This is a genomic window from Pantoea sp. JKS000250, from assembly GCF_003201065.1.
GTDB lineage: Bacteria > Pseudomonadota > Gammaproteobacteria > Enterobacterales > Enterobacteriaceae > Pantoea > Pantoea vagans.
Window position 1 is genome coordinate 316826 of record NZ_QICZ01000002.1, and the last position, 20244, is coordinate 337069.

Here is a 20244-nt window from a genome sequence, read left to right on the forward strand (position 1 = left end):
GTCAGATTGAGCCGCTATTTATCTGATAATTGGGCGCTAATTGAGCATTCTTAAGCTAAATTATTTTCGATTTTTGCGCCTGCAAAGGAGAGGTTTCAGTGCATAACGAGCAAAATGGCAGCGACGTAAAACGTCTGAGTGCGATCAAGGCACTTTTGTCGCCGGATGAAGCCCGTGACAGAGTGCTGGAGAGATTCGTGAATCTCGCCAGTCAGGTGCTGGGTATTTCAGGCAGCTTCATTTCGATTATTGACGATCATAATCAATACATAAGAGCATCACGGAACTTCGATCTAAAACAATCGACCCGTGATGAGTCACTCTGCCGCCACGTCATTGATGGTGAGGGACATCTGGTGGTGGTTGACACCTTACTGGATGAACGCTTTGTTACGCATCCCTTTGTGGAAGGCGACCCGCATATTCGTTTCTATGCCGGTGTAGCGCTGCAAAACCTTGACGGCGCGATGCTGGGAACACTCTGCGTTACCGATACACAACCCCATCCCTTTGCGGATGAAAAACTCGCTACGCTGCGCTCACTGGCCACGCTGGTGACCTCTTTTCTGGATGCCTGGAACAATGCGGGTTTTGCCGACGTTATAACGCATCTGCCAAACCGGCCACGCCTGATTCGTGATCTGCAGCAACTGACCGTTACCGCGCCCCACAGCCGTTTTCGCCTGATTCTTATCGACTGTCTCGACATTATTCGCGCGTATGAGCTTTCCCGCGCAGTGGGCATTGCGCCGATGGAGAAATTGCTCAGGCAGATGGCGCAGGATGCCGCACAGCGGCTTAATCTGCCGGAGAACGAGACGCTTTACACATTTGCCCCTGGCCGTTTTGCCATTGTGCAGCCTTACTCAGGTCGTTATTCAGCCCATAATATGATCTATCTGTTCAAAGGCATGCGGGCCGATCTGGCGGAAAATATCACGCTCGACCTGGATGTCTTTACCGGCGAAACAGAGTTTGTACCGGGACAGATGGATGCCAACGAAACGGTGCGTCAGGCCGTCAGCGCGTTACATGAAGCGATTGATGAGAACATCAGTGCGATGTCGTTTGACGAGAGTTACGACTCGCGGCGCACCGATGACTTTATGATCATGAACGATCTGGCTCAGGCGCTGAAGAAAGATGAAGAGCTGTATCTCGCCTGGCAGCCCAAAGTGTGTCTCAAAACCGGTAAAACGGTCGGGCTGGAGGCGCTGATCCGCTGGAATCACCCTGAGCGGGGTGAACTTTTCCCATCAGAATTTATTCCGTTAGCCGGTAAAACCAACCTGATCTCCGATCTGACCAACTGGGTTATCGATCACACCGTTGAGCAGCTTACGCGCTGGAATCACGAGTACGACCTGATTCCGGTCTCGATTAACGTCAGTGAACGCGACTTTGCCAGGCCCGATTTTGCCGATCAACTGGTGGCAAAATTAGCGGCAGCGCAGTTACCTAATTCAATAATGGGTATTGAGTGTCTTGAGAATGAGCTGATCACCAAAAGTGATGTGGCGATCAAAGGGCTGGAAGCGCTGAAATCGCACGGCTTTATGATCTCTCTGGATGATTTCGGCGTTGGCTACAGCAATATCAGCTACCTGCAGGATATCCCGCTGGATGTGATTAAGATTGACCGTTCGCTAATCTCGCGTATGGGCGAGGACGACGCTTCTAAAATCATCGTCAGATGCATCATCGGGATGCTGAAAGAGCTGAATTACACTGTGCTGGCCGAAGGTGTGGAAGCAGAAGCCACGCTGGGACTGCTGAAAACCTACGGCTGCGATCAGATTCAGGGCTACTTCTTTTCAAAACCGCTGCCAGCCAGCGACATCGAACACTGGCTTTATCAGAAGTCACGCTAGTCAACTCGCCCGCAGCACTTGTTGCGGGCGCGCTGATCACTCACTGCCGGTGGCGTAACGCTCAACCGGAGTGATGTGTTTGATCAGCTTGTTATCAAACAAAAACTGCTCATAAGTCTGGTAGCGTGCGCGATCCAGTTTTGCCGGATCGGTGGCGAACAGCGGCAGCGTAACCTGCCATGCCTGATGGTTTAGCGGTGTGTTCAGTTCCGGATGCGCCTGTGCAAACATCTGCCAGCTCTCTTCAGGATGAGCCTGTAACTGTGCGTTCCCCTTCTTCAGTGCCCGCAGAAACTTTTTAATTTTTTCTGAATGCGCCTCATCGCGGTTAGCAACGATAATCAGCTCGTCATAGGCCGGCACGCCATAATCCTCGACGTTAAACACCACCGGATCTTTGCCAGCCAGTTTCATCTCCAGGGCTTCAATATTGCGATAGCCGCCAATCACCGCATCAACCTGCCCGGTCATCAGGGCGCTGGTGAGCTGAAAATTGACGTTAACCAGCTTTACCTGATCGACCCTGATTCCGTCATGGCTCAGCATCGTCGCCAGCGTCGCTTCTTCAATGCCGCTGACGGAATAGCCGATGTGTTTTCCTTTTAAGTCCGCTGGTTTTCTCACCGTTTTGTCCAGCGTCATCAGCGTATTCAGCGGCGTATTAATCAGCGTGCCCACCCGCATCAGCGGCAGGCCCTGGTCGGCGAAAAAATGCAGCTGCGGCTGATACGTTATCGCTAAGTCCGCCTGCTTAGCGGCCACCAGACGCGGCGGCAGCGCGGGGTCGGAAGGCGGCACAATGTTAACCTCCAGACCCTCTGTCGCAAACGCTCCGGTTTGCTGCGCCACCATAATGGGTGCATGGTCGGGATTGATATACCAGTCGAGCACCAGCGTCAGTTTTTCCATTGCCTGAGCCTGCGAGGCTAAGGTGGCGCTGAACATCAGGACAAACAGGGGCGTTTTAGTCATAGGTTTTCTCATCAGTAGGGTCGTCAGTGTGGCTCGGGAGTCCAGGTAATCAGGCGGCGAAGCAGAAGATCGATGATCAGCCACAGGGTCAGTGTCATCAGCACCAGAATAAACAGGGCGGCGAAACAGAGATCGCTCTGCATGCGGGCGTTGGCATTCAGCATCACGTAGCCCAGCCCTTCAGCCGATCCAACCCATTCACCTATGATGGCGCCAATGGGCGCGACGGCGGCTGCCATCCGCAAGCCCGAACCCAGGGCGGGCAGTGCGGCTAACAGCCGGACATGGCGCAGTTGCGCTGCGCGTGAAGCGTCCATCGTGCGAGCCAGATCGAGATAGCCGGGCGTGACGCGACGCAGGCCATCAAAAAAGGCGGAGGTAACCGGGAAGAAGATCACCAGTACCGCCATTGCGACTTTGGCGCTCATGCCAAAGCCAAACCAGAGCACCAATAGCGGTGCCAGGGCAAATACCGGAATCGCCTGGCTGGTGATCACCAGCGGCATCATCCAGCGCTGTAACCACGACGAAAAGGTCATGCCCAGTGCCAGCACCGCGCCCAGCAGCACGCCCAGCGCCATACCGCTGAGGATTTCAGTCAGGGTGATCAGGCTGTGATGGCCGAGATAGCCAGCGTTGTTCCACAGGGCGGTAGCAACCGCAGCGGGCGAGGGCAGCAGAAAGGCCGGAACGGAAGTGAGCGTGGCGAGCCACCACAGCGCAATCAATCCGGCAGAGAGCATGATTCCACGGCGAAGCGCGGCGAAACGTAATCTCATCCGGCCAGCCTGCTTAGCTGTTTCAGCAAGGTGGCCTGACTCTGAATCACGCTGATGTCATCTGCTGCCCGCGGTGGCTGGCCCTGCAGTGGCGGGCAGGTTTCAATGCCTGTGGATCCCATTACCAGCAGGTGATGACCGAGGCGACAGGCTTCCGCGGCATCATGAGTGATCAGCAGCACGGTATGTCCGGCCAGCACCTCTGCCGCCAGGGTCTGGATCTGCGTGCGGGTCAGTGCATCCAGTGCCGAGAAAGGCTCATCCATCAGCACAATCGGCTGACGGGTGTAGAGGGTACGCGCCAGCGCTACCCGCTGACGCATACCGCCCGAAAGTGTCGCAGGTCGCGCACGGGCACAGTGGCTCAGGCCCACCTGCGCCAGCAAATGCTGCGCCAGGTCGCGATCGGCTTTCTCACCTTTCAGGCGACTGGCGAGGCAGACGTTCTGTTCCACCGTCAGCCACGGATAGAGCAAATCCTGCTGCCCCATCCAGGCGATGCGCCCGGCCAGCGGCAGACCATCGCTGCCGTTAATCTGTCCCGAAGTGGGTGGCGTCAGACCGGCAATCACCCGCATCAGGCTGCTTTTACCCACGCCGCTGGCCCCCAGTAAAGCGGTCAATGCACCGCCCGCGATTTCCAGATTAAGCTCGCTGAACAGTTGCTGCTGATTAAGCGTCAGGCAGAGCTGGCGAACGGAAATACCCGGCGGCACGGCAGCGTCCAGCCGCGTCATGAGCTGACCTGCAGACAGTCAGTATAATTAAGCCCCATCTGCCAGAATGCCGCTTCCAGCCGGGTTGCAGTGGTGAAAATCTCAGATAGTGAGTTAATACGCTGTTCACCGGCGCGCTGTTGAGCCAGCGTTTCAAACAGCATCATTGAAGAACCGACGCCCGCCAGGTAGGACTCATCACCGTAATTCTCAATCCATGCGGCGTAAGGATTCCCCCCGAAGCGGGTCGCGGGATCCTCCAGCAGCCTCAGGCCGATTTCCGCATAACCGGCGACGCATGGCATCAGCGCCGTCATCAGCTCCAGCGCATCTCCGGTGTGACCCACGTCCAGCACGTAACGGGTGTAGTTGATCGTTTCCATTGCCTCCGTTTCGCTCGCCATCGCCTCTTCGCTGATGCCCCACTGCTGGCAGTAAGCCAGATGCAGCGGCAGTTCGCTGATAATGGCGTTCAGCGATGCCGTCGCGCTGCGTAATGCAGCCGGTTCTGAGAGTTTGCTGATCAACAGACCCCATGCACGGGCGAAGTGCAGCAGAAACAGATAATCCTGGGTGAGATAGTGACGAAAAGCGGCGGGTGGCAGCGTGCCGTGTCCGAGCTGCTGCACAAAATTGTGCCTGACATAATCGTGCCATTGCGTGCCCGCCTGATGGCGCAGACGACCATAAAAGCCGGTTTCGAAAAGCGGATGTGTCATAGGATCTCCAGTAGCAGGGAGATCCGGGCATACGGTCTGGAACAGGGGATAGTGCAGGAGATAGGGCAGAAAATCTGCCGACCCGTCCCTTCGCTGGCATGACCCAGATCAGGTTCAAAGGGTTCGGCTTGCGCCATCTCAGCCCATTACAGGACACCCCTCGGAGACATTCGTTATACGATAATTATTGCCGGAGCACAACGCATGCGTGAGCGTTCTGCTCTGGCCCGGCTGATGCGGAGCAGGGCGCTCAGATATTACTTTTAAGTGACGGTGTCACTCAAGATCTGCCCCGTTACTGGCAATCACTTTCTTATACCACCAGAACGATTTCTTTCGCGTGCGCGCCAGCGTACCGTTCCCAAGATCGTCCCGATCAACATAGACAAAACCGTAGCGCTTGCTCATTTCACCGGTCGAAGCGGCCACCAGATCGATACAGCCCCAACTGGTGTAGCCGATCACCGGGACACCATCCTCTATGGCATCGCCCATGGCGCGGATATGCTCGCGCAGATAGCTGATGCGGTAGTCGTCATTGATCTCGCCATTCGCATCGATTTCATCGCGCGCGCCCAGACCATTTTCCACCAGGAAAAGCGGCTTCTGATAGCGGTCGTACATCATATTCATGGTAATGCGTAAGCCCAGTGGATCGATGCCCCAGCCCCACTCGCTACGTGGCACATGAGGGTTGGTCAGGGATTTCACCACATTGGCCGCGCTGCTGTTCTGTTCGTTCATCTCCGCCGAGGCGCAGCGAGGGGCGTAATAACTGAACGAGACAAAATCGACGCTGTTTTTCAGGATATCGGCATCGCCGTCAGCGATCTCAAGCGTGACGCCTTTTTCACGGAACACGCGCGCAGCATAAGCCGGATAAGCACCGCGTGCCTGTACATCAATAAAGAACAGGTTTTCACGATCTTTTTCCAACGCTGCCCAGACATCTTCCGGTTTGCTGGACCACGGATAGAAGTTGCCGCCTGCCAGCATGCAGCCGACCTGATTCGTCGGATTGACTTCATGCGCGATTCGCGTGACCAGCGCGCTGGCGACCAGTTCGTGATGTGCCGCCTGATACTTCACCTGCTCCCTGTTTTCATCCGGTTCGAACACCAGACCCGCACCGGAAAACGGGCTGTGCAGCAGGATGTTGATCTCGTTGAAGGTCAGCCAGTATTTCACCAGGCCATCAAACGCCTCGAAACAGCTACGGGCATAGCGGGCAAAGAAGTCGACCATTTTACGATTGCGCCATGAGCCATATTCGGTCACCAGATGCATCGGCACATCGAAATGACAGAGCGTAACCAGCGGTTCGATATTATATTTCCGGCACTCCTCAAACACCGCGCGGTAAAAAGCGATGCCCTCCGGATTGGGCGTCAGTTCATCGCCATTGGGATAGAGGCGGCTCCAGGCAATTGATGTGCGAAACACGCTGAACCCCATTTCCGCCATCAGCGCAATATCTTCCGGATAGCGGTGATAGAAATCGATGGCATCATGGCTGGGATAAAATTCATCATCCCGCAGCGTAAAGCGCTTTTCCAGACCCAGCTTGACCGCCAGTCGGTGTGGGCCATGCGGGATCATATCGACGGTGGTTAAGCCCTTTCCGCCCTCACGGAAACCGCCTTCACTCTGATTGGCGGCTAACGCGCCGCCCCATAAAAACCCTTGCGGGAACCTTGAATCAGACATGCAATCCTCTTTTCCGGGTCAGCCTGACCCTTTCCTTTAGTGGCTATTAATCGCGTTGGTGCGTTCGGTAACAGGCGCAGATTGCGCGGCGGGACTGGATTCGGATTTGGTTTCAGTTTGCGCTTCAGGAATATCTTCAAACCCTAACAGCAGCGTCAGCACAAACGACAGCACCACCGACAACACCATGACTGCGCCGACCCAGACGATACTCATGGGATTAGCCGGGTCGAAGAACTGTACGCTGGTGAAGAGGCCAGGCGAGGCCATTGAGTGGCTGGCCAGCCCGCCAATGCCCGCGACCGCGCCGCAGATAAAACCGCTGATCAGACAGGCGATCAGCGGCCGTTTCAGACGAACCGCCACGCCATACAGCGCCGGTTCAGAAATGCCGGCAATGATGGCAGACGCTGCTGCTGCCAGTGCCGTCTGGCGCAGTTCACGATTTTTGGTGCGAAACGCCACTGCCAGCGACGATCCGCCCAGCGACAGGTTGGCACCAATTTCTGACGGCATCACCATGCCCTCTTTGCCGGTTTCTGCAATGGTCTGGATGATGGTCGGCGTGAACACACGATGCATCCCGGTCATCACCAGCAGCGGCCAGATGGCACCCATAATCGCGACGGAAAGCCAGCCAAGATAGCCATGGATGGTATAAACCAGCGCCGAAATACCGCTGCCAATCCATATGCCAATCGGACCAATCAGCACAATCGCAATAGGGGCAGCAATCAGCACAATCAGCATCGGTTTCAGGAAGTTTTTGGTAACGGCCGGAGTAATGCGATCCACGCCGCGCTCAATGTGGGACAGGATCCAGGTCATCACCAGTGCCGGGATCACCGTGTAGGTATATTTCACCGCGGTGACCGGGATGAAAGCGAACTCGACCGGCTGACCCTGCGCCGCTTTTGCCATCAGCTCAACAAAATTGGGATGCACCAGGACACCGGCGATGGCGATTGCCAGCGACATATTGGTTTTGAATTTCAGCGCCGCAGAGGCGGCCACCATAATCGGCAGGAAGAAGAATGCGCCGTCGCCAATCACGTTGAGGATCACCAGCGTTGACGAGCCTTTTTCAAACACACCCGCCATATCCAGAATCATCGCCAGCAGCTTCACCATCGACCCGCCAATAATTGCCGGGATCAGCGGCGACATGGTGCCCACCAGCGCATCCAGAATGCCCGCGCCTATGCCTCGCAGGGTAATTTTACGTTTCACCGGTTCAGTCGTTACCGCGCCGGGCGATCCCAGTGCCAGTACCGCCTGATAAGCCTGCGAGACGTTATTCCCGATGATCACCTGGCACTGCGTGTCGTTGTGTACCACGCCCATAACGCCCCTGATCGCTTTGAGGCGGGGATAGTCGACCTGCGTTTCATTTTTCACCACAAACCGCAGGCGGGTCATGCAGTGGGTTACGGCTTCGATATTGGTGAGGCCGCCTAGCGCATCGACAATGGCGCGTGACACCTCGGCATAGTTCATGGGCATGATCGCTCTTCTCTGTAGGGTAAATCGGTTACGTTTTTATATTTTTATCGGCTGCTGACATGCAAATAGGAAACCGGTTTCATAAAATCATGAAGTGCTTTCAGTGGGCCGACAAGGGGGTAAATCAGTCAGATTTGTTTTTTGTGAACTTCATCACCTCCGGCGGGCCGGGTATCTGCGCCAGCGGGCAGGGTAAATATTTCCAACATTGAGAGGCTTAGGTAGACTGCAGAGCGACGCAGCAAAGGAGCTTCACCATGGCAACGATTCAGGAAGTGGCAGACAGGGCGGGCGTCTCAAAAGCGACGGTGTCACGTGTATTGTCCGGCAATGGCTATGTCGGGCAGGAGAAGCGTGAAAGGGTGTTAAAGGCGATCGCGGAAACCGGCTACCGGCCCAATCTGCTGGCGCGCAACCTGGCGACTAAAACGTCGCAGACTATCGGACTGGTGATCACCAATACGCTCTACAGCGGCAGCTATTTCACTGAGTTGATGGCGCACTCCGCGCGCATGATGGAGCAGCAGGGTCGCCAGCTGATTCTGGCGGACGGCAAACACACCGCTGAGCAGGAAGAAGCGGCGATTCAGTTTTTGCTCGACCTGCGCTGTGACGGCATCATTATCTACCCGCGCTTTCTGAGTATCGACGCGCTGGATGCGATTATCTCCCGCCATAAACAGCCGATACTGGTCATCAACCGACGGCTGCGCGTCAACCAGAGCTACTGCATTTACAGCGATCAGCACGCCAGCAGCGCCACAGCGGTAACCCATCTGCTGAATCAGGGGCATCGCGACATCGCCTTTATCACCGGTTCTCTGGATTCCCCGACCGGCGTCGAACGTCTGTCAGGTTATCACGCTGCGCTGGCCGCTAAGGGGCTGGAAGCGGACGACCGCCGCGTCGTGGCGGGTAAATGGACGGCGCAGAGCGGTATGGCCGCTGTGGACCAGTTGCTGGAACGCAACGCCGCATTCACGGCGCTGGTGGCGAGTAATGATGAGATGGCGATTGGTGCCATCAAGCGGCTGACTGAATGCGGCATCGCGGTGCCCGGTCGGGTATCGGTAATAGGCTTCGATGATATCCCGCTGGCACCCTATATCACGCCGTCGTTATCCAGTATGAAACTGCCGGTGACGGAGATGATCGATGAGACGATTAACCGCCTGCTGACCATGCTGGATGGCGGTGACTGGCACAGTCAGGCGCCTTTTACGGCCAGCCTGATGCTGCGCGATTCCGTTACTCAGGGCCCGTGGTCGGCTTAATTCGCCGCAATCTGTATCACCTCAATGGCCTGTTCCCTGAGCTGCGTGACGGTCCCCGCATCCAGTGTTTCATCGGTAATCACATGGCCGACCTGGTAACCGGATGAGAGCGGATAAGGATGAATCTGCCCGAATTTAGAGGCATCGGTCAGGGCATAGCTTTCAGCGCCTTTCGCCAGCACCGCATCCACCACGTCACAGCGCAGCATATTGCGGCCGGTGAAGCCGGTTTCCGGGTGCCAGCCATCCACACCGACAAACGCTCTGTGAAAATGCACCTGCTGAATGGAGTAACGCGTCAGCGGGCCGACTACCGACTCACTGCTTTTCTGCAGCAATCCACCCAGCACAATCACTTCACAGGTGGCGTCTCGCAGAAGCTGGGCAATATAGTGGCTGACGGTGATCAGCGTCAGATCGGCACGGTCAGCCAGCGCACGCGCCAGCAGCGCATTGGTACTGCCCCCTTCGATGAATACCGATTCACCCGTCTGCACCAGGCTGGCGGCGTGCTGCGCCAGCGCCTGCTTGGTGGAATAGCGGGTGTTCATGCGGGTGCCGACATTGTCACTGTCCAGCGCCAGCGCGGAGCCATGCACCCGACGCAGCAGCCGGTCGCGTTCCAGCAGCGTGAGATCCTGACGCACCGTCACTTCAGAAACACCGGTCAGCTGCGCCAGTTCACTGACCGTTACGTTGCCCCGGCTATTAACCAGTTGAATAATCTGATGATGTCGCGGATTCATAATTGGGTTTCGTCAGGAATAAAACGTGAAGTGTATCAGGGAATCCCCCGCGCTGGTGCACAACGCGGGGTCAGAGTCAGGCTAAATCCAGTGAACGACGTCCGTTAATATTAAGATCTTCCGGCTTAAAACGTTGCTCCCACCCGGCTTCATAATCTTCCGGCGGAAAATCGCCTGGTGAACGTCCCTGCTCCAGCGCCTGCGCAACCTGGCGGGCGTAGACGCGGTTTTTATCACACATTGGCGCAGCGGGGATATACATGACGTTGCCCCAGCCCTGCTGATCGTCCACCGGTGCAACGGAATGGATCACATCACAGTGCCACCACACTGAATCGCCCGCCTCCAGAGCCGGGATTGAACAGAGTCCGGCGATCAGGTGCGGATGCCACTGCTCATTAACAGGTAACACCCGACCCGGCGCGACGCCACAGAGTTCATCTTCAGGCACATCGGAAAGCAGCGGGCGCAGCAGGATATACGCCATCGCCTGCGGCACCGGCACCACATGCAGCAGCCCCTGGCCAGGGATCATATCGGAGAGTGCGGTCCAGCCCTGAAATGTGCGGAACACTGAACACTTGGTCGTGCCAGGCAGATCATACTCATCAACCTCGGTACGGTGTGCCGCATCCCAGGGATCGTAAGCGGCAAAATCACCGTGAAACAGCTTGCTGAAAACCTGCTGATAAGCGGGCAGTAACCAGCGTTCCAGCGCGCCGGAGTCGGTATGGGCACCTAATCCTTTCGACGTGGTGCCGGGCAAACGGCGACGAATGCGATCGGGATAGATCACGCTGACATCAGGATCAAACCATTGTCTGCCCTGAGAGTTAAACGTCCATAACCGGTTCAGAAAAGATTGCGCATCAGCCATCGCCGTACTCTGCCGCGCTTCCATCTGCGCCTGCGACCAGTAAATCGGGTAGATTTCGGGACGTGAGGCCGCAAGTGAGCCAAAGAAGTCATCACCGGGACCGCGGTACTGCTCATCAAAACGGTTGTGATCCAGGTAGTCGAGCATCGACTTATCCCATGCCATCGCCTGATCACGCGTGAAGTGCTGCTTAATCACGACACAGCCGCGACGTTTAATCAGCGATCGGGTTTCATCCGAAACCTTCCCTTCTGTTATGTCCTGCATCGGCACGACCGGCCAGGCACTGTCAATTCGCGCTTCGTCCGCTTTTGCCTCTGCAATCGCGGCTGTAATGTTGTCGCACACCTGCCGAAACAGGGCATCCACGTCGCCAATTTGCTGGCGTAGCTGCTGTTTCATTTTGCGGATAGCGCTTTTAACGTCATCAGGCAAAGGTGTTGCTCGGGATTCATTACGCATTTCACACTCCTCAAAGTTCGGGATTGAGTTACGAATGCAATTAAAATAATCTTCATTCGTAAAGTGCGGCTGAGGTTAACATTCTTTTAACGATAAAAAACGTGCGTTGTAACACAACTTCTGAACCGGAACGCTCTGAAAGCCGTTAGCAAAGTCACTATTTGCATTCTCATTAATCCACACAGCGAGTAAGCTTTATGAATCAAATCAATCAGCCGGCGGGACAGAACGGCGAACGTATAGGGGCAGGCGAGATGGCGGTTAAGATGATTGCGGTGGATATGGACGGCACCTTTCTGGACGATAATAAGCAGTACAACGTTCAGCGGTTTTCACGTCAGTATGCGCTGCTGAAGCAGAAGGGCATCCGTTTTGTGGTGGCCAGTGGTAATCAGTATTACCAGCTGCAGCGCTATTTTCCCGACATCAAAGATGAGATTGCTTTCGTGGCAGAAAATGGCGCCTGGGTCTCTGACTGTAATGAAGAGATTTTCTGCGGCGAGTTAGCGCAGGAGAAGGTGCATAAGATCCTCGATATTCTGGCGCATGAACCGGACATCGCGGTAGTGGTGTGCGGACGAAATGGTGCTTATATGCATCCTTCTGCCTCTGACGAGGTGATGGACCAGCTGGCAAACCACTATCACCGTCTGCAAAAGCGCGATGACCTGTATGCCATTGACGACACTATCTTCAAGTTCTCGCTGAAGCTGGAACATGAAGGGGTGGAAGCATTGCTGCAACGCCTGCATGCGCGTCTGGGCGAGCTGGAAAATATCATGCATCCGGTTTCCAGCGGCTTTGGTTTTATTGACCTCATAATTCCCGGCTGCCATAAAGCCCACGGCATCGCGCTGCTGCAGGAAAAATGGGGCATCAGTGATTGTGAAGTGCTGGCGATTGGCGACAGCGCGAATGATATCGAGATGCTGCGCCAGGCTTGCTTCAGTTTCTCAATGGCCAATGCGGCCGACGCTGTCGCCGCCGTGGCGCGCTACCAGACGCAGAGTAACAATGATGAAGGCGCGCTGAATGTGATTGCGCGCGTGCTGGCGCGCGAGTTCCCGTTCGACTAGGACGCGGTAACCTGCATAACGGGCGGCGTTTTATCCGCCACTTTCCTGATGGCTGCGCGCATGATTTTCCATTTCATCCAGCGCAGCCTGATTCTCCAGCCCCCACTGATACATCTGCTCAATCGGCTGTGCGAAGGTATGGCCCAGCGCCGTGAGGCTGTATTCCACTTTTGGCGGCACCACCTGCCACACCTGACGTGACACCAGTCCGCGTTGTTCCAGCTCACGCAGCGTCTGGATCAGCATCTTCTTCGAGATGCCCTGCAGGCTGCGCTCCAGTTCGCCCGTGCGTGCCCGATTGTCCGGCCAGTGAAAAAGCGCATGCAGCACCATTGTGCTCCACTTCACCGAAAACAGTTCCAGCAGGCGGCGCGGCGGTGAGTCCGCATAAAAGCACAGTTTTCCATCAACCCAGACCGGCATAATCACCTCACGATTTTATGGTAACCAAAAGGTAACTACTACCAAAAGGAGCTTCGTGTGTCTATAGTGTGCCGCTTTCTTTACGACCATCAGGTAAGAAGAGGCAACAGATGAAAATTAACGCGCTGGTAGCTACCCAAGCAGGTCAACCGCTCAAGGCAGGCGAGGTTGAGTTACGCGATCTGCAGGCTGATGATGTAAAAATTGAGATTCTCTACTGCGGTGTCTGCCACTCTGACCTGCATATGGCGCGCAATGAATGGGGCGTCAGCCGTTATCCGCTGGTGCCCGGTCACGAGATTGTTGGTCGTGTGGTTGCAACAGGTGACAATGTCACTAAATTCTCTGTTGGAGAGACGGTTGGCGTTGGCGTGATGGTCGATTCCTGCCGGGAGTGTCACTTCTGCCAGCAGCAAGAAGAGCAGTACTGTGAGGCGGGTTTCACGCCGACCTATAACGGCACCGATAAATATACCGGCAACACGACGTTTGGCGGCTATGCGCAGCACGTTATCGCCGACCAGCATTTTGTGGTCACGGTGCCGGATAATCTGGCGCTGAACGCGGTGGCTCCACTGCTGTGCGCAGGCGTGACCGTCTGGTCACCCTTGCAGCACTTCAACGTCAAAGCAGGCGATCGTGTGGGTGTGGTCGGTCTTGGCGGCCTGGGCCATATGGCGGTTAAGCTGGCCAGCGCGCTGGGTGCGGAGGTAACTCTGTTTACGACCTCTCCGGCGAAAGGGGCGGATGCGCGTCGGCTGGGGGCTAAACATGTGGTGGTCTCGCGAGACGCGGCACAAATGGCCGGGTGTCAGGCGTCGCTCGATATTATCCTGGACTGTGTTGCCGCACCTCACGACCTCGATCCTTATCTCAGCACGCTGAAAACCAACGGTCAGCTGGTGCTGGTGGGGATCCCCGATCAACCGCATCCGTCACCGAATGTCACGCCAATGGTGTTCCGCCGCCTGAGTATCACGGGCACCTCAATCGGCAGCATTCAGGAGACGCAGCAGATGCTCGACTTCTGTGGTGAGCACAACATCACGGCTGACGTAGAGATGATTACCGGTGAAGAGGTGGAGACAGCCTTTGAACGCATGCTGACCAGCGATGTGAAATATCGTTTCGTCATCGATATGCAGAAAACGCGCTGGTAACACGCCTGGCCCGCGGTTAAAGCGGGCCTTCAGGCAGCGTTCAGTAAGTTGCAATGTAAAAGGTGGAGGTTATCTATAGTTACAACATGCAATTTGCTGTCAATTCGCCGTTCCATTCGTCTCTGCGCGGCAAAAGCTATTTAGCGAAAGCGTCTTTTAGCAGCCAAAAAAATACCCGACTCACTGGCCGGGTATCTGCTTTAACGTCAGGGAAGGTCGTTAATCCTGCTCTTTATCCGCGTTACTCTTTTCGGGTTCGTCTTTTTCAACAGCATGAATAAAGGGCTTAAGCAGCTGGATATCCAGAATGACATAAACCATGGTGCTGATGAAAAGCGAGATGACACTGCCAAACACGCCACTGGTGGTAAAGGTCAGATAGTTATAAATCACCAGCCAGGTCACACAGATAAACAGCGCGAGCGAAATAGAAAGATTGGGCACAGAGTAATTGCTGGTGCCACCGCCCTGAGTATGGGTGGCTTTAAACAGGTTACCGATGGCGTATTTCTCCAGCACCAGAATACTCTTTTCCCAGTTATGCTGCTTACGCGCACTGGCACGGGTCAGGAAGAGATAAAGAATGGAGATGAAGAAACCGGAAAAGGCGATGAGCACCGGAATCGCTTCCAGCGCATATTCGATACTCTTATGCGCCGCGCCCGTGGCGCTGAGATCCAGCGTCAGCGAGGCTCCCAGCGCAGCATATAAAAAGAGAAACAGTAGCAGAAAAGTCAGGCTGCGCTTCCAGTCGCTGTCTGCCTCTGCACTTTTCTGCTGAATGGCCAGCTGAAGTGATTGCTGAATGTGTTGTGCCTGAAGTGAGTCTGTATCAAAGGTGTCGCAGGGTGCAGCAAAGAAGTTGTGCATAAACAGCTCATCTTCTTTGTGAATAGTGATTTTCATCAGAAACCTGTGTGCGGGAAATTTTCTCTATTTTAATCAGCACAGCATGAATTAACAGTAACTTCGCCCATAAACCCGCAGCCCATGCTGACTTAGCGGGATAACAGACCCAGAAGAGAGCCGAAAAGCGAATCCGTTGCAAAGTTCTGCGCAGCGTTACGCTCATCGTGACGCAACTGCTGATAGCGCAAAAGCGCTGCATCAGCGTTATCGGCATTGATCACGTCCCACACCACTTTGTAGCCTTCAGCTGCTAACATATTGTGCCGATCCTGGCTTTCATGATTCACGGCCCTGACTGTCTGGTCCTTCTGAAACACGCGATAATCTGGCATGCTTATTTCTCCGCAGGGTTATCCAGCGCTTTAAACTGTTTAATCGCTTCATTGATATTGTTCGTTTCGACGGTCGCAATACAGCGATCGCCGTTAAAAACTTCATAGCGGGCATTATGCAGCTGAAATAATAAATCGCGGCCACGAAAGTGTATACGTTTCTGCTTAACGCCAATCCCATGCCGCCGTAATAACGCCTGTGACAGGCGATCGGTCTCTTTAATCATTCCTTCAGCTCCTCGGCAGTACGTGGTCACTACCAGTAAACCTGATGAACATTAGTTTTATATTAAGAGATAACCTTATTTTTAACAGGGCTAAGGCGCGTCTTTCAGAGAAATTACCTGATAGCAGGGACGTGGGGGAACATGAGCCTGCAGAACGGTTGCCATTCGCTGCGTTAATGGGCCCTGAATGCGGTACACTTGACCGGACAACTTGCCACAGGACACGCCGCTATGAGCGATAAGAAGATGATTTCCATTGATCAGTTCAGTGCCGATGAACGTCTGGCCGTCGAACAAACCTATAAAGGGTTGGCTGAAAAGTACCGTCAGCGAACCGGTAAAGAGCCGGATAGTAAAAAAGAGAAAGAATTCAACAGTGAAGCACGGCAGATAGTGATGGCCAGTAAGCTGGAGAAGGAGAAAGCAAAGGCCGAAAAGGAGAAGAAAAAACCGCTGCGTAAAAAGAAACCTGAGTCACTTACTGCCAGTGAAGTCAGCGATTTCAACTGGTCGGCCTCAGTCATTAAAGGCCGCAGATAATCTGCTTCCGCGCGCAATAAGGCGCGCGGCAATAATCCGCCCAAACTTCTCTGTGAACAAATATGATCAGCATCTGTTGATTAAGCTGACAGGCTATAAGAATATTCTGTAAAAAAATTACCCTGATTCACTTAATGCCGATAAACTGCCGTAACCTGTCGCTGCTTCACTCCGCCTATGAATTATTATACTCCCGACGATATTCAACTGAAGCGCCGCTCGACGCGATTTGTGCGACGAATGTTTATGATGCGCCAGCTCGGCACCTTTCTCTGTTTTCTGCCTATTCTTTCGGTTCTGATGGAGATGGGAAAAAGCGCGGCACTTTGTGCTCTTCTGTTTACTAATGCGTTTATCTGGCCTTATGCTGCCTATCGAATGGCATTGCGGTCGCGCGATCCGACCGGTTTTGAGCGTAAGAATCTCACACTGGATGCCGCTTTTGGCGGCGTCTGGGTTGCTGCGATGGCACTGAGTCCGCTGCCTTCAATTATTATCATGGCGGTACTGATCTCCGATCGCTACTCGGCAGGCGGCTGGGTTCAGCTGAAGTCCGCGCTGCAGGCATTTCTGTTTGCCTTTGTGCTGGTCTGGTCAGCGGAAAAGGCCCCCCTGGTGCTGACGTTCAGTACCCGAACCGTCTGGCTGACACTGCCGCTTGCCAGCCTGTATCTGCTGGCACTCAGCGTAGTCTCGCACAATCTGACCCTGACCCTGCGCCAGAAGAACCGCGAGCTGGAACGCATTGCGCTGATGGACCCCGGTCTGAAAATCCCTAACCGCCGTTTGTTTGAGCGCCGGCTGGAAAGTGAGTTTTTGCGCACGCAGCGAGGCGAGGGCAAAGCCTGGTTAATGCTGCTGGATGTCGACCACTTCAAACAGGTTAACGATACCTATGGGCATGAAGCGGGTGACTTTCTGCTGACAGAGATTTCGGCACTGCTGCGTGACAGCGTCGGCATGAAAGATGTGCCCGCCCGCTTTGGCGGCGATGAATTGTGTGTGATCGTACGGGATGCGGATGAAACCAGCATCCTGCTGCTGGCAGAGCAAATCAGGCAGGGGATTGCCCTGTTGCGGCTGCCCGCGTCATCCACCTTTCAGTGTTCGGTGAGTATTGGGATTGCGGCAGCACGTGATGCGGCTTCAATTCATGAGTGGCTGAGATGTGCTGATGAGGCGCTTTATCAGGTGAAGCGCGCGGGCCGCAACAATGTGCAGATATGGCATTCAGGCTCGCTGAACACCCTCAGTGCAGTCAGGAGCAAATGAAGAAAGCAGCCTGAGATCGCGTCTCAGGCTGAGTGATTAAATTGCCGGGTAGTCGCCAGTGCCTTCAGGCCACGGCGTCAGCAGATCGAAACCCTCTTCAGTGACGGCGACGGTATGTTCCCATTGCGCCGAGAGCGAGCGATCTTTGGTAACGACTGTCCAGCCATCTGAAAGCACGCTGGTTCCGGCTTTACCGGCATTAATCATCGGTTCGATAGTGAAGATCATACCGGCCTTCAGGGGCATTCCTTCACCTGGGGTGCCGTAATGCAGCACCTGCGGATCGGTGTGATAAATCTCACCCACGCCGTGCCCGCAATACTCCCGTACGACAGAAAAACCGGCAGCTTCTGCAACACGCTGAATTGCCGCGCCCACATCGCCCAGCGTCGCGCCGGGACGGACAGTTTTGATCCCTGCAACCATCGATTGATAGGTGATATCGACCAGACGTTTTGCACGGACTGAAGGCGTGCCGACAAAATACATCCTGCTGGTATCGCCGTACCAGCCATCTTTGATGACCGCCACATCGATATTAACGATATCGCCATCCTTGAGCTTTTTGCTGGCTGGTATACCGTGGCACACCACGTGATTGACCGACGTGCAGGTCGTGCGGGTATAGCCGTGATAGCCGATGTTCGCAGGCGTCACCCTGATTTCATTCACAATGAAGTCGTGGCAGATATCATCCAGCTCTTCGGTGGTAATGCCCGGGCGAACGTGCGGTGTAATCATCGCCAGTACCTGCGCCGCAGCCTGTCCGGCTGCGCGAGCCATCTCAATCTCCGCGGCGGTATGAATTTTAACGGTGTTCATGACACGTCTCCTTGTGTGGTGAGGCTCTCTTTATGGAGCATATTTCGGATATCAGCGCTGCCGTCCAGTTCAAGCCGGATCAGCATCTGCGCCAGTTGGTGTTGGGTCTGCTGCGGATAGAGTTCTGCCAGCATGCCGAGTTTCAGCCAGTGTTCAGCCTGTGCATTAATCGAGCGACTCATCGCCTGACTGGCGATGCGCAGATTTTCATGCATCAGGTCGGAGATTTTTACGATACCCATATGAGCCTTATATGAAACGTATATGTTTCGTATAGAGTAACGCGTGCGGGCCGAATTGCAAAGCGATGAAATGTTTACCTGCCTGGATCGGCTCTGGATCCAATAAATGCCTCCGCCAGCAGGGACGCCTTAACTGAAAACTGAGCAAGTTATTTCTCACTAAAGAGACTATTTAGCGGGTATAAGTCCTGTAAAACTGCCCATAACTGGCCTCATCAGTTCCTGCATCCGCCTTTTTTAACATTGATTGTTCAGCCTGACCCTTCGAAGCCAGTGTCACACTCTAAGGCGGTGGAGGACACTGCTCAATGTCTGTTCATCCGTGCGCTGGCCTGACGCCTGACAATAATTACAAGCCAGCTTTCACATACTTCCTGACATCCTTCTTTTCGTTTTGCTGACATACATTTTATTGCTGATTAATTAAACTGCATGCTGAGAATGAACGTTCATTACAGGATTTTTATGAGAAAATTTCAGCGCAGTATCATCGCCGGACTTGTGATGATTGTGGCGGCCTGCGATCAAAACAGTCAGCAGCCAAATGGAAACATGACCACAGAAGTCGGTGTGAAAACATTGCAAACCGAATCTGTGACGCTGGATAGTCAGCTGGCCGGACGCGTAACGGGCAGTATGACGTCAGATGTCAGGCCCCAGGTGGATGGCATCATCCAGAAACGCCTGTTTAGAGAGGGTGAGGAAGTTAAAGCCGGGCAGATTCTTTACCAGATCGATCCCGCCAGCTATCAGGCCAGTTACGATCAGGCCCTGGCACAGCTGAAGAATGCTCAGGCGCTGGTGAAAAGCAGTAAATTAAAAGCCGAACGCTATGCTGCGCTGGTTAAAGAGAATGGTGTGTCACGGCAGGATGCTGATGATGCCCAGGCAACGTATCAGCAGAACGTCGCTTCTGTCGACCAGTATCGCGCTGCCGTGGAAAGTGCCCGTATCAGTCTGAACTACACCCAAATCAAAGCACCGATCAGTGGTCGTATTGGGATCTCATCGGTGACGCCAGGTGCACTGGTCACCGCCAGCCAGACTTCTGCACTGGCAACGATACGCGCGCTCGATCCCATCTACGTCGATCTCACCCAATCCAGTGTGCAACTGCTGAAACTGAAGCGCCAGCAGGCGTCGCTGCAGCAAAGTGCCGATGCCGTTCCCGTGACGGTGAATCTGGAAGATGGTACTGCCTATAAGCATCCCGGAAAGCTGGAGCTGACCGAAGTCTCAGTGGATGAAGCCACGGGTACAGTAACGCTGCGCGCGATCTTCCCGAATCCGCAACATGAACTTCTGCCTGGCATGTACGTTCGCGCCAGCGTCACCAATGGCGTACAGAGCGATGCGATTCTGGCGCCGCAGCAGGGAATTACCCGGGATGCGAAGGGCAACGCCACTGCGCTGGTGGTGGATAACCAGAGCAAAGTTGAAAGCCGGGACGTCGTAGCCGATCGCGTGATTGGCAACAAATGGCTGATTACCTCGGGACTGAACCGCGGTGACAAGCTGATTGTGGAAGGCACGGCTAAAGTTCAGCCGGGCATGCGCGTCAAGGCTGTCGAAGTGACGCCAGCCGCGAAAGCCGCAACCGGCGAGGGCAAATGAT

At 54.7% G+C, this 20244-nt stretch carries 21 protein-coding genes and 1 riboswitch; of the genes, 7 read left to right on the forward strand and 14 right to left on the reverse strand.

Features of this window, described 5'->3' with window-relative positions:
• The first annotated feature begins 98 nt into the window (after positions 1-98).
• The gene (locus BY447_RS21330; protein ID WP_110332157.1) at positions 99-1871 is read left to right on the forward strand and encodes a putative bifunctional diguanylate cyclase/phosphodiesterase; all 1773 of its coding nucleotides are present in this window, start codon (positions 99-101) and stop codon (positions 1869-1871) included.
• 36 nt (positions 1872-1907) lie between these two features.
• Here BY447_RS21330 and BY447_RS21335 read toward each other — a convergent pair whose 3' ends face one another.
• From BY447_RS21335 to ascF, 6 genes are all read right to left on the reverse strand, one after another.
• Positions 1908-2843, reverse strand: a complete 936-nt coding sequence (locus BY447_RS21335) for an ABC transporter substrate-binding protein (RefSeq protein ID WP_110332158.1) — start codon at positions 2841-2843, stop codon at positions 1908-1910.
• A gap of 23 nt (positions 2844-2866) precedes the next feature.
• On the reverse strand, positions 2867-3622 hold the full coding sequence (locus BY447_RS21340) for an ABC transporter permease (protein WP_110332159.1): 756 nt from the start codon (positions 3620-3622) through the stop codon (positions 2867-2869).
• On the reverse strand, positions 3619-4359 hold the full coding sequence (locus BY447_RS21345; protein ID WP_110332160.1) for an ABC transporter ATP-binding protein: 741 nt from the start codon (positions 4357-4359) through the stop codon (positions 3619-3621). The genes BY447_RS21340 and BY447_RS21345 overlap by 4 nt, the downstream gene beginning before the upstream one ends.
• Positions 4356-5057 carry a thiaminase II gene (tenA, locus tag BY447_RS21350; protein WP_110332161.1) on the reverse strand — a complete coding sequence of 234 codons (702 nt, stop codon included), beginning with the start codon at positions 5055-5057 and terminating at the stop codon, positions 4356-4358. The genes BY447_RS21345 and tenA overlap by 4 nt, the downstream gene beginning before the upstream one ends.
• Positions 5058-5125: 68 nt before the next feature.
• Positions 5126-5228, reverse strand: a riboswitch (TPP riboswitch).
• Positions 5229-5333: 105 nt separating this feature from the next.
• Positions 5334-6764, reverse strand: a complete 1431-nt coding sequence (locus BY447_RS21355) for a 6-phospho-beta-glucosidase (protein WP_110332162.1) — start codon at positions 6762-6764, stop codon at positions 5334-5336.
• 36 nt (positions 6765-6800) lie between these two features.
• Positions 6801-8267, reverse strand: a complete 1467-nt coding sequence (gene ascF / locus BY447_RS21360; RefSeq protein WP_110332163.1) for a PTS cellobiose/arbutin/salicin transporter subunit IIBC — start codon at positions 8265-8267, stop codon at positions 6801-6803.
• A 257-nt stretch (positions 8268-8524) separates the two neighbouring features.
• On the opposite strand from ascF, the gene BY447_RS21365 reads away from it, so the two are divergent.
• Entirely contained in the window at positions 8525-9541 is a 1017-nt protein-coding gene (locus BY447_RS21365; protein ID WP_110332164.1) for a LacI family DNA-binding transcriptional regulator, read from the forward strand.
• Here BY447_RS21365 and BY447_RS21370 read toward each other — a convergent pair.
• Both BY447_RS21370 and BY447_RS21375 read right to left on the reverse strand, forming a co-directional pair.
• Positions 9538-10287 carry a DNA-binding transcriptional regulator YciT gene (locus BY447_RS21370; RefSeq protein WP_110332165.1) on the reverse strand — a complete coding sequence of 250 codons (750 nt, stop codon included), beginning with the start codon at positions 10285-10287 and terminating at the stop codon, positions 9538-9540. The two genes, BY447_RS21365 and BY447_RS21370, sit on opposite strands and share 4 nt — an antisense overlap.
• A 76-nt stretch (positions 10288-10363) precedes the next feature.
• Positions 10364-11626, reverse strand: coding sequence for a DUF1479 domain-containing protein (locus BY447_RS21375; RefSeq protein WP_110332166.1), 1263 nt, complete (start codon positions 11624-11626; stop codon positions 10364-10366).
• A gap of 254 nt (positions 11627-11880) precedes the next feature.
• Here BY447_RS21375 and BY447_RS21380 point away from each other — a divergent pair, with 254 nt between their 5' ends.
• Positions 11881-12702: a Cof-type HAD-IIB family hydrolase gene (locus tag BY447_RS21380; RefSeq protein WP_146211012.1), complete on the forward strand. Its 822-nt coding sequence runs from the start codon at positions 11881-11883 to the stop codon at positions 12700-12702.
• A gap of 30 nt (positions 12703-12732) precedes the next feature.
• Here BY447_RS21380 and BY447_RS21385 read toward each other — a convergent pair whose 3' ends face one another.
• On the reverse strand, positions 12733-13125 hold the full coding sequence (locus BY447_RS21385; RefSeq protein ID WP_013196399.1) for a winged helix-turn-helix transcriptional regulator: 393 nt from the start codon (positions 13123-13125) through the stop codon (positions 12733-12735).
• A 110-nt stretch (positions 13126-13235) separates the two neighbouring features.
• Between BY447_RS21385 and BY447_RS21390 the strand changes: the two genes are divergently transcribed.
• Positions 13236-14285, forward strand: coding sequence for an NAD(P)-dependent alcohol dehydrogenase (locus BY447_RS21390; protein WP_013196398.1), 1050 nt, complete (start codon positions 13236-13238; stop codon positions 14283-14285).
• Between the two features lie 219 nt (positions 14286-14504).
• Here the strand turns inward: BY447_RS21390 and BY447_RS21395 are convergent, their stop codons facing one another.
• The 3 genes from BY447_RS21395 to BY447_RS21405 form a co-directional block, all read right to left on the reverse strand.
• Positions 14505-15191, reverse strand: coding sequence for a hypothetical protein (locus BY447_RS21395; RefSeq protein ID WP_107320278.1), 687 nt, complete (start codon positions 15189-15191; stop codon positions 14505-14507).
• Between the two features lie 92 nt (positions 15192-15283).
• A complete protein-coding gene (locus BY447_RS21400; RefSeq protein ID WP_239780555.1) occupies positions 15284-15451 on the reverse strand; it encodes a hypothetical protein in 168 nt (55 codons plus the stop codon).
• Between the two features lie 77 nt (positions 15452-15528).
• Positions 15529-15753 carry a hypothetical protein gene (locus BY447_RS21405; RefSeq protein WP_013196395.1) on the reverse strand — a complete coding sequence of 75 codons (225 nt, stop codon included), beginning with the start codon at positions 15751-15753 and terminating at the stop codon, positions 15529-15531.
• A 231-nt stretch (positions 15754-15984) separates the two neighbouring features.
• Here BY447_RS21405 and BY447_RS21410 point away from each other — a divergent pair, with 231 nt between their 5' ends.
• Positions 15985-16293, forward strand: a complete 309-nt coding sequence (locus tag BY447_RS21410; RefSeq protein ID WP_110332168.1) for a hypothetical protein — start codon at positions 15985-15987, stop codon at positions 16291-16293.
• Positions 16294-16470: 177 nt separating this feature from the next.
• Positions 16471-17565 carry a diguanylate cyclase gene (locus BY447_RS21415; RefSeq protein ID WP_110332169.1) on the forward strand — a complete coding sequence of 365 codons (1095 nt, stop codon included), beginning with the start codon at positions 16471-16473 and terminating at the stop codon, positions 17563-17565.
• 36 nt (positions 17566-17601) lie between these two features.
• On the opposite strand, the gene map is transcribed toward BY447_RS21415, so the two are convergent.
• Both map and BY447_RS21425 read right to left on the reverse strand, forming a co-directional pair.
• The gene (gene map / locus BY447_RS21420) at positions 17602-18387 is read right to left on the reverse strand and encodes a type I methionyl aminopeptidase (RefSeq protein ID WP_110332170.1); all 786 of its coding nucleotides are present in this window, start codon (positions 18385-18387) and stop codon (positions 17602-17604) included.
• Positions 18384-18629 carry a ParD-like family protein gene (locus tag BY447_RS21425; protein WP_013196391.1) on the reverse strand — a complete coding sequence of 82 codons (246 nt, stop codon included), beginning with the start codon at positions 18627-18629 and terminating at the stop codon, positions 18384-18386. Before BY447_RS21425 ends, map begins: the two co-directional genes overlap by 4 nt.
• Before the next feature lie 465 nt (positions 18630-19094).
• On the opposite strand from BY447_RS21425, the gene BY447_RS21430 reads away from it, so the two are divergent.
• Positions 19095-20243 (forward strand): efflux RND transporter periplasmic adaptor subunit, encoded by a 1149-nt coding sequence (locus BY447_RS21430; RefSeq protein WP_110332171.1) that lies wholly within the window; start codon positions 19095-19097, stop codon positions 20241-20243.
• Position 20244: the final 1 nt, after the last annotated feature.

What these genes read in the sequence shown, in the direction of transcription:
- BY447_RS21375 (WP_110332166.1), bottom strand. Translation starts at nt 11,626, where the DNA reads ATGCGTAATGAATCCCGAGCAACACCTTTGCCTGATGACGTTAAAAGC.
- BY447_RS21395 (WP_107320278.1), bottom strand. Translation starts at nt 15,191, where the DNA reads ATGAAAATCACTATTCACAAAGAAGATGAGCTGTTTATGCACAACTTC.
- BY447_RS21400 (WP_239780555.1), bottom strand. Translation starts at nt 15,451, where the DNA reads ATGTTAGCAGCTGAAGGCTACAAAGTGGTGTGGGACGTGATCAATGCC.
- BY447_RS21345 (WP_110332160.1), bottom strand. Translation starts at nt 4,359, where the DNA reads ATGACGCGGCTGGACGCTGCCGTGCCGCCGGGTATTTCCGTTCGCCAG.
- BY447_RS21425 (WP_013196391.1), bottom strand. Translation starts at nt 18,629, where the DNA reads ATGGGTATCGTAAAAATCTCCGACCTGATGCATGAAAATCTGCGCATC.
- BY447_RS21390 (WP_013196398.1), top strand. Translation starts at nt 13,236, where the DNA reads ATGAAAATTAACGCGCTGGTAGCTACCCAAGCAGGTCAACCGCTCAAG.
- BY447_RS21365 (WP_110332164.1), top strand. Translation starts at nt 8,525, where the DNA reads ATGGCAACGATTCAGGAAGTGGCAGACAGGGCGGGCGTCTCAAAAGCG.
- BY447_RS21335 (WP_110332158.1), bottom strand. Translation starts at nt 2,843, where the DNA reads ATGACTAAAACGCCCCTGTTTGTCCTGATGTTCAGCGCCACCTTAGCC.
- tenA (WP_110332161.1), bottom strand. Translation starts at nt 5,057, where the DNA reads ATGACACATCCGCTTTTCGAAACCGGCTTTTATGGTCGTCTGCGCCAT.
- BY447_RS21385 (WP_013196399.1), bottom strand. Translation starts at nt 13,125, where the DNA reads ATGCCGGTCTGGGTTGATGGAAAACTGTGCTTTTATGCGGACTCACCG.
- BY447_RS21430 (WP_110332171.1), top strand. Translation starts at nt 19,095, where the DNA reads ATGAGAAAATTTCAGCGCAGTATCATCGCCGGACTTGTGATGATTGTG.
- BY447_RS21340 (WP_110332159.1), bottom strand. Translation starts at nt 3,622, where the DNA reads ATGAGATTACGTTTCGCCGCGCTTCGCCGTGGAATCATGCTCTCTGCC.
- BY447_RS21355 (WP_110332162.1), bottom strand. Translation starts at nt 6,764, where the DNA reads ATGTCTGATTCAAGGTTCCCGCAAGGGTTTTTATGGGGCGGCGCGTTA.
- BY447_RS21370 (WP_110332165.1), bottom strand. Translation starts at nt 10,287, where the DNA reads ATGAATCCGCGACATCATCAGATTATTCAACTGGTTAATAGCCGGGGC.
- BY447_RS21415 (WP_110332169.1), top strand. Translation starts at nt 16,471, where the DNA reads ATGAATTATTATACTCCCGACGATATTCAACTGAAGCGCCGCTCGACG.
- BY447_RS21405 (WP_013196395.1), bottom strand. Translation starts at nt 15,753, where the DNA reads ATGATTAAAGAGACCGATCGCCTGTCACAGGCGTTATTACGGCGGCAT.
- BY447_RS21410 (WP_110332168.1), top strand. Translation starts at nt 15,985, where the DNA reads ATGAGCGATAAGAAGATGATTTCCATTGATCAGTTCAGTGCCGATGAA.
- map (WP_110332170.1), bottom strand. Translation starts at nt 18,387, where the DNA reads ATGAACACCGTTAAAATTCATACCGCCGCGGAGATTGAGATGGCTCGC.
- ascF (WP_110332163.1), bottom strand. Translation starts at nt 8,267, where the DNA reads ATGCCCATGAACTATGCCGAGGTGTCACGCGCCATTGTCGATGCGCTA.
- BY447_RS21380 (WP_146211012.1), top strand. Translation starts at nt 11,881, where the DNA reads ATGGCGGTTAAGATGATTGCGGTGGATATGGACGGCACCTTTCTGGAC.